Below are 16,921 nucleotides of genomic sequence, written 5' to 3' on the forward strand. Positions count from 1 at the left end.
GCTACAATTGTTAAGGTGGACTGCTAGAGAGAAATGATGTTATTTAAGCTCAGGTTATTTAGAGCCATCCTGTGCTGATTTTGTGACAAGGACGTCACAGAGGACATTTTTGAAGATGTGTATGCCAGCAGCTAATGCTCCTAAAATTAATAGGTTGGAAGATAATGGGTCATCTTCCAATAAGTAGTTATTCAATAATGCTATTAGTAACATCATGATGACTACGAAAATAAGTGGTTTCACACTATGTTTATCAATACTTTTCTTAATCTCTGCTTCTGTCATCGTTCCCTCTTAGGTTGTAGCTTTAACTATTTAAAATAGTTGGAAAATTAATGGACTAGTATTACTGCTCACTTGTTTCTTTTATCTGAGTAGCGACTGAGTAGCATATTGGCGACTTGTTGCTTTACAGCCCGTTTGTCGTTGGGAGCAACGCCAAAACGTTCTGCCAGTAGTGCGATTTCATCATCGGTTAAATTGAAGGATAAGCGTTGCCGAGTTTTCTTCGATTTAACTTCTAAATCAAGGATCTTTCTGATCATATCGGATGGCGTTAGCTCTTCGTCTATTGCCTGTTTTTTAATACTTTTTTGTACTTCCGTGGTTAAATCGAAGGCCATTTGTGTGGCCCTCAATGCGACTTCTTGACGTTTCCACTTGTCTTCTCTTGTGGTCACGAGTTAGCTCCAGGAAATAAGTCGACAATATCGCTCAGTGGGCGGCACATAGTTAGTGACACGTCAGTTTCCCCCCCATCCCAGATCTCGATGTTGATAGCGAACTTTTCGTCAGGACTCAGTAACTCGATAACTTCACATACTTCGCCACTTTCATCTTGATAGCGTGGCAAGGTGCGACCGCGATAATCACTATCGTAAAAATAGCAAACGTATGGCGCTTCACTTTGTTGATAGCTTTTGCCTAAAAATCGCTCGAAAATCTCTGGAGTGGTGTGGGTGTTGATGTGGGTCAGTGCTTCTTCATCGAAAATACGCGCAAATTCATCAAGCGTAAAAATAGCATCGACATCTTCTCTTTGGATTTTGATAGAGAAATTCGCGTATTCCTCACCGTCACTTTGTTCAATTTGCAAGAAAGTAATGTTACCTGAATCACTTTCGAGAACAAATTCATATGCAGCGCTGCGCTCAAATTGGTAAGTTTGTACGCCAACAACTTTTAGGGTTTGTCCCTTGAGCCAGCTTGGGTAAGCGAACGAATCGATGATGGTGAGCATGTCCCCAACTTTCAGATCTTTTGCATGAGTAAGTTGTCGCTCAGGAGTTTTTTTTGATTTAAAAAAGCCAAACATAATGCACCTACATAATCAAAAAGGGTAAAAAGGAGGCGAGGCCTCCTTTTTCTAATCAGCAAATATTAGTTGCTTTGTTTAGCTCTAATACGTTCAAGAATATCATTACTCTTTTGCGTAGAGCCAATACCTGCTTCTGCCATTTTAGCTTTTAGATCTGCACCCGTTGCAGCGGCTTCAAGCTCTTTTGCCGCAGCCAGTTGATCTTGCCTATCTTGCTGGCGTTGCTTGATACGCTCAAGCGACTGACGTGCATTTACCATAGATGACGCATTGGTATTTAGCGTACTGTTTACTGCCATGGTTGCTTTTTGAACGCTGTCTGTGGTTTTCACCATTGTCAGCTGGCGTTGGTTTTCTTTAATCGTTTTTTCAGCTTCTTTGATCTGCTGTTTTAACAGGATCACATGTTTACTAAAGCCGTCTAGCACTTGCTGATGCTCTGCGCGCTCAACTTCAAATTCACCGATTTTCTCTGCGATTTCTACCGCTAAAGCTTCGTTACCTTTTTCGAGCGCTTGTCCAGCATAGTTTTCATGCTCGATAATGCTTTCGTCAAGTGCAGCTAATTTGCGTTTTGTCTGCATCTCTTTCGCCATAACTTCTGTTAAGCTTTTTTTGGCTTTAGCTAATGCGTTTTGTGCGTCAGCAATTTCTTGCTCAAAAATACGAATGCCATTTGCATCAACAATTGACTCACCAACTTCTCTAGCGCCACCACGAACAGCAGTAAATAATTTCTTTAAAATACTCATTTCACAACTCCAATATTATTCATTCAAATACACAGTCACTGCATCTAATGCTTCGATTGCATTGTCCGCGAGGGTGACCAGTTCGTGCGTGATCTCATCAATTGAGGAGGAAACGGCTAGAGCACCAAATATCGCATACTGCTCATCAATTTTAGCAAACGCACTCAGCGGAATCGGCACATTCAATTTTAATAGTGCTTCGTTTAACTCGTTTAGCAACTCAGGCTTTACCTCATTCTCTTTAAATAGGTAACTAATGCATACAAGTTGTTCTTCAGTCTGAGTCACAAAAATTGGTAATTCGTCATTTCCGTCAACAATCACTTGCAATACATCTTGCTCGCCTTCATTGGCGATTAAGAAAGATTCGAAGTTAGCACCTTCTGTTTCAAATGATGCTAATTTGATTGATAGTTCATTTAATTCCATCTTCATTTACCTTTTTGTTTTGACATATTATGTCTGAGTTAAGAGTTGCACGTAAGACATAATATGTCAATGGCCGTGCGCTAATTTTTATACAACTCATCTTCTGTTTGCCATGCTTGGCGATAATAATCGTATAGTCTCCCCGTTCCTAACTGGTTGACTTCAATATCTTTTGCTCCGTCAAAAAAGCGATTTGGGAAAGCGAAAGTAGCAAGTAAATACTCTTTATTTATCCAGTTACTTGGAACAGGCAAAGACTCGACTGCCCGGATCCTAGCACTTGCCGGTTGTCCTGCTCTCGTTGCGATTGTCCATCCCCATTGGCCAAATGAGGGAATATTCTGTTGGTATTGCTCAACATGCGTAAACCCGGCATGTTTTACCGTTTTGGCTATGCTAATAAACGCTTTTTTGGCGTGATAGGGAGACGTTGACTGAATAGCGAGTGCACCATCGGGTGCCAGTAATTGACGCACATGATTATAAAAGTAGTCGCTATATAGCTTATTCAAATCAGGGTGATTAGGGTCGGGTAAGTCGATAATGATAGTGTCAAACTGTCTACCTTGGTCGAGCATTTTTTCTACTTCTAAAAATGCATCTGCAACGATAACTGTCGCTCTTGGGTCGTTTAACGCGTCGCCATTCAAATGAGTTAATTGACTGGTGATATGTGGTCTAGCCGGGTAAGGCTGCCCTTGTAGTCCAAATAATGAAAGTAGTTGTCCATCCAAATCGATTAAGGTTGCATTCTCTACTGGCCATTCCAGTACATCTCGAAGTGCCAGACCATCTCCGCCACCAATGATTAACACCTTTTCGCGACGGTTGGATGCCAGCATAGCAGGATATACGAGCATAGTGTGATAGATCTGTTCATCCACAGATGAAAACTGTAATCGACCATTTAAGAATAAATCGTTAATTGGCATCGGTTGTGCGCGGCTCAATCGCTCAGTGATGACAACATGTTGATACTTCGTTGACTCTGAATAGATCACCTTGTCTTTGTAAAGTACATTGCTGAGGTCCTTCATCCAAAGAGAGCCATGGCTCAGGATGACAAAAAAGATACCAAGTAGAACAAAGTGGCAAGCAAACAGCAGCTTAGCGAAGCGGACATGAGCATGGTAACGCCATAGGAAGATAAGTCCTGCAATGATATTAAATAGCGCAGTCCACGCTGCTGCTTGCATTATTGGCAACGCAAGCATAATCGTGACCCAAATAGCAGCACCAACACCAGCACCGATATAATCCGCCCCATAAATGGTACCTGCGTTATTTTCAAGGAAACGACCGTACACTTGTTGGCGGATCCTAGCGATCAGCGGAATTTCCATGCCGATTAAAATACCTAGGATGAGGCCGAAAACATAAGGTAGAAATCGGGCAAATGCTTGTAATTGCGCAAATGGCATTCCATCTAAGACACTATCGGGAGGCAGGCTGTATAGGCTAGAAAGTGTATGGGGCAGGGTATAGGTAAGTGCAATAACACTGGCGATCACCAAAATACTGCTCATGCCCAGTAGCGCGATTAGGCTTTCAAGCCAAGCAAAAGCGGTAAAAGGATCTTTAAACCAGCGTGCTAAAAATGCGCCAATGCCCATGGCCACGATCATAGTGCCTATCATGGCATAAATCGCGCTTTCTACAGAGCCTAAAACGCGACCAGCATAATGAGAGAGTAAATATTCGTAGATTAGGCCGCAACCGGCCAAAATAGCCATGACGCCAATTAGTAGGGTGTCGTGACCGAACAACGACCAGTTGCCGGTCACTCTTGCTGAAGTTTGTGGTGCAGATGCGCTCAAGGGTTATGCACCTAACAAACTTGCCATAGTCGTACCAATGGCAAAAGAAAGCGCGGCTGAGATTGCAGCAACACCAACATTCTTTTGTCTGTTCACTTCATCGGAAATATCTTTACCCGCAAGAATAATTTTTATCATGATGAGGTGTAAGACGATGAAAAGCACAATGCTACCCAGTGCCGCAATACTCCAGTACAGTAGACTTGAGTTAATGTTGTCCGCTACATATGGCGCTAAACCGGACGCTGCAGTCAGTGCCAGTGCTGAGCCGATTAAAAAGCCCGCATAGCGGATCCCGACCGCGATATTGTTGTCTTTGATTGCTTGCTGTAAACAGTCGCCACTTTTGTTGGTGCGCTTAAATAGTTGTACTCGGTATTGGCTCACAAGCAGCATACAAATATTACCGATAATGAAGGCCGCAACCACAATAGGTAAACCATACCAGCCCTCTGTGAGTACCCAAAGCAAAGCTGAGCGGATCACAATAGCAACGCTCACCACATGGCCAAAATCAATCAGTGCTGAGGTGACATTACCTTTAACGATTTCGTCATGAAGATTCACCTTGCGTAGCGCGACTTTGTCTTGGAAAAAGTGGCCGAGTTTGATAAGAATGATACCAACGATACCATAACCCGCCATTTGTAGTGCTTCTTGAACCAAAGAACTGGCAAAAGCACCACTTGAAATACCTGAAATCACAATGGCTAAACCTGCTAAACCACCAGCAAAGCTGAGGCCAAATGCAAAGTTGTCTTTTTCTGTTATTTCATCGTTTGCATGAAGGTTAGATACCCAACCTTTGATGTATTTTAAGCTAACAAACAACGCGACGATCACCGCCATATCTATTAGCAATGCTTGAAAAGTCCAAGCTGTTAATCCGTTAAATTGGTACATGTGTTAACTCCGCTATATATGCGCTATTTGCCCCGGCTTACGCCACGGGAGGTTCTACTTGAGCTATTGCGAACTGAGCCGTAGCTTGAGGTTCGAGAGTAGCTGCTTCGAGTTACTGCTGATGGGGTATTACTACTTCGACTTAACCCTGACGCGCCAGACTTTTTCTTGGCATAGGGACTGGTAAACTGTTTACCCTGTCTTTGATACGATTGTTGAGTACGTTTGGCGAGTTCAGTTTGGCGTTTGTAGCTTTTATAACTGGTGTATCTATGGCGACCATAGTCACTGTAGTAGCTGTATTTGCGGTGTTTACTCCAGCGGCCATACTCCACATCACCAACAATATCGCCAAGCATGCGATACATGCCGTACCACATCCAAAAGCTAGTGCCGTTTGAGTTGGTCTGCCATTCGCCATAGTTGGCATTACCAACAAGCTGATTGCCGACACCGGTCTGACCGTTTGCCGTTTGTTCCGCTTGCTGACTGATTGCGCCAACTCGCGCTAGCTTTCCATCTGACATATCGGCTAAAACATTGATTGGATCTGTCAGCGCATCATTGAACAAACTGATGGAAGCGGCTTCTTTTAACAAGAGCGCTTGGTTGATAATATCATCGCTGTTCATACTTGGAGCGGGGGACTTGAGGGACTGATAACGAGTCAATAAACTCTGATATAAGGTTCCACTGCTTGTTGCGTCTTGGGAAATAATTTGCGCAATTTCACTGAGCTGAGGTTTTTGCTGACTGAGTACTTTGCCATACTCAGTCAAAAGGTTGGCGTTTCTCACCTGCTTTTTATCAAGGGCGGTTCCCAGCGTATTTATCGCTGTTGAAGCTTCTTGAAGTGTATGTGTAATGGTTTGCTGGATACGTTCTTCTTTCGATTCGCAGCCCAGCATTAGGCTCAAAACACACAGTAGGCTAACCAGTTTCCAAATTCTAAAGTTGGACATTCATTGTCACCTAATCTACCTTGACCATTCGTTTTAATGTGCTGTTTTATTGAGTTTAAGTCAACTCAAACGTGCCGTGATCGGCATGTTAAAGGGGCTTAAATTGTAACAATAAATCAGTCTAGAAAGTTATTACCTATACACCTTAACATTTGTATTAACATAAACCATAGCGTTAGGTGGATTGGGATAATAATAGAGTTTGTTCATATAGAAGTTGCATTCGTATGAATGCAACGATCACCAAAGCATCAATATAAATCTATCAATACTATAAGGTTAATATACCTTAGCAATTCGCCTCTAGAATGTCATAGATAGTATCTTCTAGGTCTTCTAAATCTGCTTTATCTATCAACAATCTGGCTTTTGACTCATCAAGGTCTAGCGCCTCCGCAAAGAAGCCTTTAAAGCCTCGCGCTTTGCGATCAATCTCAAAGATGATTTCAAGTTGCTCACCACGATTAAAGAAAACCACTTCTACCTCATCAAAGCGACCATGGAAGTCACCTGTGATCGTTTTAAACTCTAGTTCTTGTACAAATGGCAGGCGTGAGAATGATACTTCATCAATACCTTCACAGTCTGATTCATAAAGTTTAAAGCCAAGCGCTTCTATCGCATCGATAGCCGCTTGTTGTAGCTCGGTAGGTACGATATGTAAATAGTCTCTATCTGACTTGTCGAGCGCCATATCAATATCAAGGTTGGTAGCTATCCAAGTTTTGGATTGGCCAACAGTAAGCGGGGTTTCTTCAGCGAGGTCAAGCGCGAATGGAATGTGCTTTTCATCACCGGGTTCGATAGTAAATCGTTCGTTGATTTGAAATTTAGCGAGGGTGTGGTTTTTAGTGATGGTCGTTGTTTCACCTTCACTGTCTTCTCTTTCAACTGTGTAGTTGCACATTACGTTAAGATCTATTTTGTTGATCTCTTGAGCAACTTTGCCACCGATGATTTTAACCGTTCCAGAAATTTCTTCGCCAGGGGAGGCATGATGGGTTTCTAAGATGGTATCTACTTTTGCTGCACCGATACCGACTGCGCCAAGGGCTTTTTTGAAAAAAGACATAGTCATCCTTATATATCTTGTGACCTTCCATCATGGAAAGCGCTGCCGTGTCGATTATAGGAATTATTATCAATTCGTCAATTGCTTTTCTCCTTCGAAGCCGATGACTTGAAAATATTTTTTATGATGCAGTCGGTAATTAGCCATAATTCATAAAATTGGTATATTATTTTTATAACGATAGCCGTAGATGAGCTGTGTTCATTGGCATGTTTCAAATTGCAAAGTTCAAGTTTATAGAATTATGGAACAGGATGTTGCAACGTCTCATGATTAAGGACCGTCGTATGGCCCGCACTCAAGCTTTGGCGCAACCGAGCTATGAGGAATTGGCGTCGACATTGAGTGCGATGCCGGACTTGATGTTTGAACTGGACGAAGAGGGGCGACACTGGGACGCCAGAATACTCCGCCCTGAGTTGTTAGTCGCGCCTGCAGAACAATTGATTGGACATACGGTGACTGATGTGATGCCCGAGCAAGCCGCTAAAATAGTGATGCAGGCATTACAGGAAGCAAAAATTAACGGCTACTCACATGGTAGCCATATTCACTTGTCTACGCCTGTTGGCGAGCGTTGGTTTGAGGTCTCTATTGCCCGTAAGGTTGTCACTGCAAGCGATAATCATGCAGAAACACGTTTTATCGTGTTATCTCGGGATATCAATGACCGTAAGTTGGAGTATCTTGAAGCCGAGAAGCTGGCGTATCATGACCAATTAACCGAGCTACCGAATCGCCATGTTCTCCAACATGGGTTAACGGAGCAGCTCCGTATAGGTCAGCAGCTTGGTAGCTACAGTGCAGTCTTGTTTTTGGACCTTGACGATTTTAAAAAAGTAAATGACTTGCATGGCCATCATGTGGGAGATCAGCTACTTAAGGCGGTTGCCCAGCGTTTGTGTGCTAGCGTACGCCAAGATGATGTGGTGATCCGTTGGGGAGGCGATGAGTTTGTGATTTTAATCACTCACTTATCTCCTCAACAGCCTCAAGCCGAATCTCATGTGCTTGGGATTTGCCAGCAAATAATCAACAAGGTAGATAAGCCATATCTCTTTGAAGGCAATAAGCTAAGTTGTCGGATTAGTATCGGCGTCAGTCTATTTAATAACCTCGATATCGAGACTGGGATCCAACAGGCAGATTCCGCTATGTATCAAGCCAAGCAATCTGACAGAGTGCGCTATGCTTTCCACAACAAACCAATTAAGGATGTTGGAACCTAGGGCCTGTTGACCTTTGCTGTTTGATTTTTGTTCTTCTGAGTGTGTTTTGGTCGCGACGCTCGACTTGCCGCCTAGTAATCTAGGCAAAAGTTGAGCAACAATGAACAAAGCGCACTCAGGTGAACCCAAAGGGCAGCGCTTGACTGGCATTTCTACTGTGTTATCACCTGACTTACATAGAATAACTATGCTACGCAGGCTCTGCCTTGTATAAATACCAGTCAAACTGCTGCAAAAACAAACTTGAAAGATCAACAGGCCCTAGATAAATTCATCTGACAATAACGACAACCATGATACACTTCGCGACTTTTCAGCAGTTTGAGGTGGATAATGAAAGTCGGGTTTGATTACGGAAGCTCTCATTATGCAATGCCTAGTGTGTCATGCAAAATGGTGGAGACGGAGAGCCAACAGGCTTATTCCGCTATACTTTTCACAACAAGCCAATTAATGGCGCTGGAACCTAGATAAAATCATCTGACAATAACGACAACCATGATACACTTCGCGACTTTTCAGCAGTTTGAGGTGGATAATGAAAGTCGGGTTTGATTACGGAAGCTCTCATTATGCAATGCCTAGTGTGTTATGCAAAACGGTTTCATTCCACGACAAGCCTATAAAGGATGTGAGAACCTAGATAAATTCATCTGACAATAACGACAACCATGATACACTTCGCGACTTTTCAGCAGTTTGAGGTAGAGAATGAAAGTCGGGTTTGATTACGGAAGTTCTAATTGTGCGATGGGTGTCATGCAAAATGGTGAAGTGGACTTACTGCGTCTCGAGCAAGATAAATATTACCTGCCTTCTACTATGTATGCGATGCACAATGCGTTAATTCCTGCATTTGTTAACCGTCATCTGAGTGAACCAGATCCAGTCTACACACAGTTTCGCCAAGGGCTGCTAACGGCAGCGCAGCAAGCCAAACGCGATCTCGATTTAGAAGCACATGAAACGGGCGTTTTTTTTGGTCAAGCGGCGATTTCTGAGTATATCGAATTTCCCGAAGAAGGTTTTTTTGTAAAATCACCCAAGTCCTTCTTTGGTGCGGTTGGGCTTAAACCTCAACAAATCGCCTTCTTTGAAGATATTGCTGCGGCGATGATGATGGAGATTAAGCGCCGTGCCGAGTCGCAGTTGCAACAGCCCATCACCGACACTGTGATTGGTCGACCTGTTAACTTTCAGTCCGTCGGTGGAGAAGAAAGCAACCAACAAGCGGTTAATATTCTTACCACCGCCGCAAAAAGAGCTGGGTTTAAGGAAGTGGATTTTCTCTTCGAACCGCTCGCAGCGGGGATTGAGTACGAAAGCCGTCTTCAGCAAGATAAACTTGTGCTGGTGGTTGATATCGGCGGTGGTACTAGCGATTGTTCGTTTGTCCGAATGGGGCCAAGCTATCGCAATAACACACAGCGCCAACAAGACTTTTTAGCGCATACGGGCAAACGTATCGGCGGTAACGACTTAGACATTGCGCTAGCTTATCACCAATTAATGCCGTTGTGTGGTCTAGGTTCTAACATGAGTTCAGGTTTGCCGATGCCTAGTCAACTGTATTGGCAGGCATGTAAAATCAATGATATTCAGTCTCAACTAGACTTCTACAGCGATAAATTAGCGCGAGAATTGCAAAGCATGTTGCGAGATGTCGCCGAGCCGCAAAAGCTGGCGCGTTTACTTCATATTCAACAGAACAAACTTACCCATCAAGTGGTTCGTGAAGGTGAGCTTGGTAAGATAGCACTCTCTGAGCAAGCAAAATTTAATGCCGATCTTGGCTTTATTGAGCCACAGTTAACCTCTGAATTTACGCAGCAAGATTTTGCCGAGTCGGTCATGTCGAACATAGAACAGATGGGCATGCTTGCGAAAGAAGCGATTCATCAAGCGGGATCAAAACCCGATGTAATTTATCTGACTGGCGGTAGTGCACAATCACCGTTACTCAAGGCAACGCTTGCACAGCAAATTGGTGATATTGAAATGGTGAACGGGGATAACTTTGGTAGTGTTACAGCAGGCCTGACTAAGTGGGCGGATAAAATATTTAAGTAATCGAAGTCAAAATCAGAGAAGCGGTCACAAACCGCTTCCATACTCATCTATTTTATCAGTCTAAGCGACTAGCAAGGTACTGCTCATAATCAGGTAAATGTCTTGCGATTGGCAGGCTCATTTTATCGCACGCCATCAGTAAATCTGCTGTCGCTTCATTACAGGCGACGGGAATATTCCAAACAGCAGCGAGTCTCAACAGTGCTTTTACATCCGGATCGTGAGGCTGTGACGCCAGCGGATCCCAAAAGAAAATCAAGACATGAACATCTTGCTCCGCAATTTTGGCACCAATTTGCTGGTCGCCACCCATTGGGCCACTAAATAGCTTTGTTACTTCTAAACCAGTATGCTTTTCTATTAGGTTACCCGTTGTGCCCGTAGCGTAAAGCTTGTGCTGTTTAAGGCTATCTAAGTGAGTCTGACACCACTCAAGTAGGGCTGGTTTCATGCCATCGTGTGCAACCAAAGCAATATGCTTTTTAGCTGGCAGTGGCTGTGAACGTTTTTGCATGTGTACTGCTCCTATTTTGCGTAACTGTATAGAGTAACTGTTTAGAGTAATAAGTTGACTGCCAATGCGATAAAAATTAAGCCTGAAATTCGATCAATCCACACCGGCGCTGCGGGATGTTGCCTAAAATAGCCCGCGATTTTATCACCACCGTAGATGTACATGCAGTCGATGGGAAAAGCTAAAATAGGATACAGTAAGCCAAACATGGCCAGTTGCATCGTTGTCGAGGTCGTCAAGCTACTATCGACAAACTGAGGAATAAAAGCAATAAAAAACAAGGCGACTTTGGGATTTAAGACTTCCGTCATCATTGCTTGGAACATCACGTTTTTAGGTTTTTTGGTGCTAACGTGTGGTTTTTCCTCGCAAGCTATCTGCCCCTTCCCAAGCGTCTCTTTGATAGTCATTACACCTAGATAAGCTAAGTAAGCTGCGCCGAGGTATTGCACTGTGGTATAGGCGGTCTCTGAGGCTTTTAGGAGTGCCGATAAGCCGACAACGGCAAAGAGTGTGTGGATCACCCCACCGAGTGCAAAGCCTAATGCGCTCTGCATGCCAGCAGCGCGGCCATTAGTAAAGGTCTGCGCCATTAAAAACGCATTGGATGGACCCGGTGCCACGGCAATTACCGTGCTGGCGATTAAAAATGAGAATAAGTATTCAAGATTTAGCATCGTATTATTAAATTAGATCTTTACCAATCCATACCACTTTACCGAGAATTTCCAGCTGCTCCAATTCATTCGGCATCACAACTTGTTCTCGGTATTCTTTATTATCGCTAATCAAGCGTACTGAGCCATCAAAGTTTTGTTGTAAGCGCTTGGCATAAAGCTCTTCACCAAGGCGGACAACATAGATCAGGCCTTCGCTTAACTTTTTATCCGATAAATCCACTAAAATTGTATTGTTATTGTGAATAGTGGGTTCCATAGAGTCGCCTTTGGCAAACACTACGACCAGCTGTGACTTATCTAGGTTTTTAAATTCAATCCACTTTTTTCTAAATGCAAGATAACGTGCAACCTCGGCACTTTGGTTAAATGCACCATAACCGGTGCTGACAGAGACATGGTAGCCAGGCACAACAACAAAGTCTTCATTGAAGTCTTCCAAGGTAATACTTTGCTGGATGATTGGTGATTCGGTTTTGCAATCAAGTGGGATCCCGGTAACGAGCCACATCAAATCTACGTTGGCCTGTTTAGCAATGCGTTCAATCACACTGAGTTTTGGGTCTTCCCCTTTTAATATTCTGCGCAGCGTCCCTTCAGATACATCAATTTTTAACGCAAAAGCTCTAATACTGTCTGGCTTGATCGCATATTCTACGCGCTCCGCTAGGCTCATGAGACTTTGTTCCATGCGTTGCCTCTTAAATAATGATACGTGTGCGTCATTATATGGGCTATTTTTTGCGAAGTAAAATCATTTTTGACGCAAAAAAGATCCATTTTTTCGTTGTAATGCGTAAAAAATAGATCTATTATCTTCATTAAATTACGCAGTGAATGCATTTAGTCAGTGAGCGCGTAAATAAATGATTTTTCTAAAAGTCATATATTTGCGCAATTTTTTAAGGAATGAGTGTGATGTTAATGAGCCAACCTTTAATTTCTGAACGCGCGCCGCTTGGTGCTGCCATACTTAGATTTGCACGTAAAAGTCGCGGTTTTACTCAAGCTGAATCAGCCGCAAGCTATGGTATAGAGGAGCGAACATTAAGGCGCTGGGAGAATAACGAATACAACCCTAAATGGAATGATGTGATTGCTTTGGTTGAAGATGTTTATTTAATGGACATTGTTAATGTCATTGTGGGATTAAGGACATCAAGCGCTGCGTAAAAAATTAAAGCCAGCTTGCGCTGGCTTTGTTCAATAAAGTCTCTATGTCTAACATAGCGACTTATATTCTCTTACTCTTCGTCTTCAACAAGTGTCATCAGTGAAGTGTTACCACCAGAAGCTGTGGTATCGATACTGATGGTTTTCTCAGTCACAAGACGGTTGATAAGCGTATCGTAGTACTCTGCACTGATCACAGGCAGGATAGCACCTTTGCGCTCTGCAAGTTGCTGTGAGAAGTAACCAAGGCGTGAAGAGCGCGCAGCCACAACAGCACCTGCAAGGTGAGGGTGTGCCAAAATCGCTTGTAGCTGGTTTTGCTTCGCTACTTGGAATACGCCTTCAGCAACGCCAGTTGAGATGAACTTATCTCTAAATGCCAATGCTTCTTCATAGAATAAGTCAGAGGCTACTGTGATCACTGTGTTACCGGCAGCAAGTGCTGTGATAATTGAAATCGCCCAGAAGTTGAACGACGTACTCTTATCGGCATATACCACTACACAACCACGCGCTTCTAAGTGCAGCGTGTTCGACTCACCAGTAGGTCCCGGTAGTGTTGTGTAAGTACGCATACGCTTTTCTAAGCGGTTTAGCTGAGCACGTGCATCAGAAAGCGTTAATGATAAATCATCCGCCAGCTCATCAATGATGTCTACTGTTGCTACTTTAGCAAGTAGCTGACGCACTGCCGAAACACGGTCATTAAGCGCAGTACGACGCCAGATCTTCTCATCACGCTTAGAGTTTTGCATCAGTTTTTCAACTTGCTCAACGGCACCTGGGAAGTGGTGGATCTCTAGCTCATCAGGCGTCAGATCTGTCATTTGGACGTTGTCTGGTGACGCTTTTTCTTTCACAAGGCGAAGTAGGTAGTTTGGACCACCTGCTTTTGGACCTGTACCTGATAAGCCACGACCACCAAATGGCTGAACACCAACAATCGCACCAATCATGTTACGGTTCACGTATACGTTACCCGCACGCGACATCTTAGCTAGGTATTCGCAGCGCTCTTCAATACGTGAATGAACGCCCATCGTTAGACCGTAGCCTGTCCCATTGATTTGGTCGATCACATTATCAAGTTGATCAGCTTTGAAGCGTACAACGTGGACTACCGGACCGAATACTTCACGCTTAAGCACGGATAGATCAGCAATCTCATATAGGCGCGGAGCGAAGAAGTAAGCGCCGTTCTCGCTGTTATCGGGGATCTTAGCTTCGAATAGTAGCTTACCGTTCGACTTCATGTAATCAACATGCTTAGTCAAAGTGGTCAGCGCTTTTTCGTCGATTACTGGACCTACGTCTGTAGATAGTAGCGATGGGTCGCCGATATGTAGCTCTTTAAGCGCACCTTGGATCATTTCAATGATACCGTCAGCAACATCTTCTTGTAAGAACAACACACGAAGTGCTGAACAGCGTTGACCGGCACTTTGGAAGCCTGAAGAAATAACATCGTCAACCACTTGCTCTGGTAATGCTGTTGAGTCAACGATCATACAGTTTTGACCACCAGTTTCTGCGATCAGAGGAACCTGAATATCGTTACGCTCAGCAAGAATTTGTGAGATAAGCGTACCAGTCTCTGTTGAACCTGTGAACATAACCGCTTGGATACGCTCGTCAGGCACGATGTGTTTACCCACTTCGCTACCGCGTGCGATAACCGGTTGTACTACGTGCTCCGGTAAGCCAACGGTATGCATTAATTCAATACAACGCAGTGCAATCATACTGGTTTGTTCAGCAGGCTTTGCAATAACGGTATTACCTGTCACGATAGCGGCAGCTACCTGACCTAAGAAGATCGCAAGTGGGAAGTTCCACGGGCTGATACATAAAATCACGCCACGAGCTTCAAAGCGCTCATCTTTAGAAAGCTCTTCTGCACGTGCTGCATAGTAGCGACAGAAGTCAACGGCTTCACGTACTTCATCGATGCTGTCTTGGGTTACTTTACCAGCTTCTTTAATACAGATGGCAACAAGTTCGTCATGGTGACGTTCAAGGATGTCAGCAGTACGGCGTAGTAGGTTTGCACGCTCTTCAACTGAGGTTTGAGACCAACTTTCAAAAGCCGCATCAGCATTGGCAAGCACGCTTTGCATGTGTGCTTCATCGTGTAAAGGCACAGATCCAATCACTTGTTTGTGGTTCGCAGGGTTACGAACAGCAAGGTGACCCTCTGGTACTTGGCTTTCATCGATTAGATGTTCGTTAAACCAGTTGTCTAGGTTTTCTTTAAACGGTGTTAAATCGTTGATGTCCGTTAGGTCTTTACCTTTTGAGTTTGGACGCTCATCGCCATAAAGCTCGATAGGTAGTTTAATTTGCGTATTGTAACGGTTACGTAGGCCTTGCAGCGTTTCTACAGGATCTGGAAGTAGTGACTCAACAGGTTTAGTGGTATCAACGATTGCGTTTACGAATGATGAGTTTGCACCATTTTCAAGTAGACGGCGTACCAGATAAGCAAGTAGGTCTTCGTGCTGACCAACTGGTGCATACACACGACACTGAATTCCTTCGTTTTCAACGATTTGGTCGTAAAGTGATTCACCCATACCGTGTAAACGTTGGAATTCGAACCCTTTGTTATCGCCTTTGGCCACTTCTAGAATGGTTGCTGCGGTGTAAGCATTATGCGTCGCAAACTGCGGGAATAGCACATCGCGAGCTTCAAGTAGCTTAATAGCACACGCTTTATAAGAAACGTCAGTCGTTGCTTTACGAGTGAACACAGGGAAGTGCTCAAGACCATCTTGTTGAGTGGTTTTGATTTCTGTATCCCAGTAAGCACCTTTAACTAGACGCACCATCAGTTTACGGCCTACGCGACGAGCAAGTTCTGCTACCCATTCCACAACGAAAATAGCACGTTTTTGATATGCTTGTACTGCAAGACCAAAACCATTCCAGTCGCCAAGCGCGTCGTCTGAGAATACCGCTTCGATAACATCAAGTGAGATATCTAAACGATCCGCTTCTTCCGCATCAACCGTGAAACCGATATCGTATTCTTTCGCAGCAATAGCAAGTTCTTTTAGCTTAGGTACAAGCTCGTCCATCACGCGGTCACGATGTGTGAATTCGTAGCGCGGGTGGATAGCAGAAAGCTTCACTGAGATACCTGGGCTCTTAATTGGGCCACGGCCTTTCGCTGCTTTACCGATCGCGTGAATAGCGGTCATATAGCTTTGGAAGTAACGATCTGCATCACGCATCGTACGTGCGCCTTCACCTAGCATGTCGTACGAATATACATAACCTTTTTGTTCTTTATCAGCGGCACGATCGATAGCATCTTGAATGGTTTCACCCATTACAAACTGCTTACCCATGATCTTCATTGCGTAGTTAACGGATTTACGGATAACCGGCTCACCAAGACGACCAATTGTACGCTTTAACACGCCAAATTGTTCTTCTTTATTCTTGTCTGAATAGTTAACCATTTTACCGGTAACGAGTAGACCCCAGCTTGAAGCGTTAACAAATAGCGAGTCGCTGCTGCCTAGGTGTGAACTCCAGTCGCCTTTTGCGAGCTTGTCGCGGATCAGGCTTTCTTGTGTTGCTTTGTCTGGTACACGAAGTAAAGCTTCGGCCAAACACATCAGTACCACGCCTTCTTCGGTAGAAAGAGAGAACTCATTTAAAAGCGCGTCTACACCGTTTTGACCATCTTGATCTCTACGAATGTTCAATACCATTTGACGTGCACGTTCCCATGCTCGGCTTCGAGCTGTAACGCCTACCTCAGCTAAAGGTAAAATATGATCAATTACTGCATTCTCATCAATGCGGTAAAAATCACGGATCTTTTGTCGGATAGGACAGTTAGTTGTCAAATCGCCGTTATAAAGCATAAGCAACCCTCAAAAATTGGAGTCAAAAATACATGTAATTCGCGCCTGCCTATGGAATCACACACCTTAATGTGCAGATTACAAAACTACATCTGAACTGATGCCAAACTAAGCAACCAAAGGTTGAAAG

General features: G+C 43.9%; 16 protein-coding genes. 3 read left to right on the forward strand and 13 right to left on the reverse strand.

Features of this window, described 5'->3' with window-relative positions; genetic code table 11:
* Positions 1-54 precede the first annotated feature (54 nt).
* The 9 genes from NH462_RS09545 to NH462_RS09585 form a co-directional block, all read right to left on the reverse strand.
* Positions 55-285: a hypothetical protein gene (locus tag NH462_RS09545; protein WP_010372003.1), complete on the reverse strand. Its 231-nt coding sequence runs from the start codon at positions 283-285 to the stop codon at positions 55-57.
* Between the two features lie 68 nt (positions 286-353).
* The gene (locus tag NH462_RS09550) at positions 354-680 is read right to left on the reverse strand and encodes a hypothetical protein (protein ID WP_010372000.1); all 327 of its coding nucleotides are present in this window, start codon (positions 678-680) and stop codon (positions 354-356) included.
* Complete coding sequence (locus NH462_RS09555; protein ID WP_253105520.1) at positions 677-1,315, reverse strand: DUF4178 domain-containing protein; 639 nt, start codon at positions 1,313-1,315, stop codon at positions 677-679. The genes NH462_RS09550 and NH462_RS09555 overlap by 4 nt, the downstream gene beginning before the upstream one ends.
* A gap of 65 nt (positions 1,316-1,380) precedes the next feature.
* A complete protein-coding gene (locus tag NH462_RS09560; protein ID WP_010371996.1) occupies positions 1,381-2,070 on the reverse strand; it encodes a PspA/IM30 family protein in 690 nt (229 codons plus the stop codon).
* A gap of 15 nt (positions 2,071-2,085) precedes the next feature.
* Complete coding sequence (locus tag NH462_RS09565; RefSeq protein ID WP_010371994.1) at positions 2,086-2,499, reverse strand: DUF2170 family protein; 414 nt, start codon at positions 2,497-2,499, stop codon at positions 2,086-2,088.
* An 80-nt stretch (positions 2,500-2,579) separates the two neighbouring features.
* Positions 2,580-4,316, reverse strand: coding sequence for a polyamine aminopropyltransferase (locus tag NH462_RS09570; RefSeq protein WP_290442392.1), 1,737 nt, complete (start codon positions 4,314-4,316; stop codon positions 2,580-2,582).
* A gap of 3 nt (positions 4,317-4,319) precedes the next feature.
* The gene (locus NH462_RS09575; protein WP_253105522.1) at positions 4,320-5,219 is read right to left on the reverse strand and encodes a DUF350 domain-containing protein; all 900 of its coding nucleotides are present in this window, start codon (positions 5,217-5,219) and stop codon (positions 4,320-4,322) included.
* Between the two features lie 23 nt (positions 5,220-5,242).
* A complete protein-coding gene (locus NH462_RS09580) occupies positions 5,243-6,181 on the reverse strand; it encodes a hypothetical protein (protein ID WP_017216338.1) in 939 nt (312 codons plus the stop codon).
* A 289-nt stretch (positions 6,182-6,470) separates the two neighbouring features.
* Positions 6,471-7,253 carry a sporulation protein gene (locus NH462_RS09585; RefSeq protein ID WP_253105524.1) on the reverse strand — a complete coding sequence of 261 codons (783 nt, stop codon included), beginning with the start codon at positions 7,251-7,253 and terminating at the stop codon, positions 6,471-6,473.
* A gap of 254 nt (positions 7,254-7,507) precedes the next feature.
* Between NH462_RS09585 and NH462_RS09590 the strand changes: the two genes are divergently transcribed.
* Positions 7,508-8,482, forward strand: a complete 975-nt coding sequence (locus NH462_RS09590) for a sensor domain-containing diguanylate cyclase (RefSeq protein ID WP_253105526.1) — start codon at positions 7,508-7,510, stop codon at positions 8,480-8,482.
* 711 nt (positions 8,483-9,193) lie between these two features.
* The gene (gene yegD / locus NH462_RS09595) at positions 9,194-10,552 is read left to right on the forward strand and encodes a molecular chaperone (protein WP_253105528.1); all 1,359 of its coding nucleotides are present in this window, start codon (positions 9,194-9,196) and stop codon (positions 10,550-10,552) included.
* 55 nt (positions 10,553-10,607) lie between these two features.
* On the opposite strand, the gene NH462_RS09600 is transcribed toward yegD, so the two are convergent.
* From NH462_RS09600 to NH462_RS09610, 3 genes are read right to left on the reverse strand one after another with little or no spacing between them, the layout of a single operon-like run.
* Positions 10,608-11,066: a methylglyoxal synthase gene (locus NH462_RS09600; RefSeq protein WP_253105530.1), complete on the reverse strand. Its 459-nt coding sequence runs from the start codon at positions 11,064-11,066 to the stop codon at positions 10,608-10,610.
* Between the two features lie 41 nt (positions 11,067-11,107).
* Positions 11,108-11,743 carry a LysE family translocator gene (locus NH462_RS09605; protein WP_253105532.1) on the reverse strand — a complete coding sequence of 212 codons (636 nt, stop codon included), beginning with the start codon at positions 11,741-11,743 and terminating at the stop codon, positions 11,108-11,110.
* A gap of 7 nt (positions 11,744-11,750) precedes the next feature.
* Positions 11,751-12,434, reverse strand: coding sequence for a S24 family peptidase (locus NH462_RS09610; RefSeq protein WP_010371973.1), 684 nt, complete (start codon positions 12,432-12,434; stop codon positions 11,751-11,753).
* A gap of 227 nt (positions 12,435-12,661) precedes the next feature.
* Between NH462_RS09610 and NH462_RS09615 the strand changes: the two genes are divergently transcribed.
* Positions 12,662-12,916: a helix-turn-helix transcriptional regulator gene (locus NH462_RS09615; RefSeq protein ID WP_010371972.1), complete on the forward strand. Its 255-nt coding sequence runs from the start codon at positions 12,662-12,664 to the stop codon at positions 12,914-12,916.
* Positions 12,917-12,987: 71 nt separating this feature from the next.
* Here the strand turns inward: NH462_RS09615 and putA are convergent, their stop codons facing one another.
* Positions 12,988-16,791 carry a bifunctional proline dehydrogenase/L-glutamate gamma-semialdehyde dehydrogenase PutA gene (gene putA, locus NH462_RS09620; RefSeq protein WP_010371970.1) on the reverse strand — a complete coding sequence of 1,268 codons (3,804 nt, stop codon included), beginning with the start codon at positions 16,789-16,791 and terminating at the stop codon, positions 12,988-12,990.
* Between the last annotated feature and the right edge of the window lie 130 nt (positions 16,792-16,921).

The organism is Pseudoalteromonas sp. OANN1 (assembly GCF_024124685.1).
In the GTDB taxonomy this organism is placed as follows: Bacteria; Pseudomonadota; Gammaproteobacteria; order Enterobacterales; family Alteromonadaceae; genus Pseudoalteromonas; species Pseudoalteromonas piscicida.